The sequence below is a fragment of the Xanthobacter sp. BG11Y11_SDJG genome (assembly GCF_057364445.1).
Genome location: NZ_JBNFNU010000792.1, coordinates 1 through 801, shown reverse-complemented (window position 1 = coordinate 801; position 801 = coordinate 1). Strand labels below are relative to the sequence as shown.

The 801-nt window shown below is 74.4% G+C and carries 1 protein-coding gene; it reads left to right on the top strand.

Annotated elements, in window-relative coordinates; all coding sequences use genetic code 11:
• Positions 1 to 761, top strand: a 761-nt coding sequence (locus AC2W7M_RS26560; protein ID WP_486136183.1) for an ATP-binding cassette domain-containing protein, incomplete at its 5' end; no start/stop codon positions are given.
• Between the last annotated feature and the right edge of the window lie 40 nt (positions 762 to 801).

The following is an 801-nucleotide window of genomic DNA, read 5'->3' as shown; positions in this document are numbered from 1 at the left end:
CCGGCTCCGACGCTGCCGCCACCGCCGCCGCCGCCACCGGGCGGATCGCGCTGCGGCAGGTCGGGTTCTCGCATCCCAAGGGCGCGCCCGTGCTCGCGGGGATCTCGCTCGAGGTGGAGGCCGGAGCGGCGCTCGCGATCCTCGGGGGATCGGCGGCGGGAAAATCCACGTTGGCCCGCCTGCTGGTGGGCATCGTGTCGCCCACGGAGGGCGAGGTTCGGTTCGAGGCGCAGCACGCGGACGCCACGGTTTGGCTCGCCGACTGCACCGGGATCGCCTTCGTCGACCAGAGCGCCTTCTTTCCGAAGGGCAGCCTGCGCAGCGCCATCACCTTCTGGAACGAGGCGGCGCCCGAGGCGGACATCGCCCGTGCGCTCGCCGACGCCGAGATCGCCGACGTGGTCGGCGCCCGTCCGGGCGGGATCGACGGCCCGATCGGGGAAGGCGGTAGCGGCTTCAGCGGCGGCGAGCAGCAGCGCGTCGCCATCGCCCGCGCGCTGGTGGACCGGCCCCGCATCCTGGTCCTCGACGACGCCACCAGCCATCTCGACGACGCCACCGAGGCCCGCGTGATCGAGAACCTGCGGCGCCGCGGCATCACCCTCGTTCTCCTGACCAGCCGAGCGAGCGCCGCGCTCCGGTTCGACGCCGTGTTCCGGCTGGAGGATGGCCGGCTCCATCCGATCGATCTCGAAGCGGCGGCCGATCCCGGCGCGCTTCCGCCGTCCCTTGGCCCGTCGCCGTCCAGGGGGCCGGCATGAGCGCGGCGGCGCATGAGCGCGCCCGGCATCGAGCTGGCGC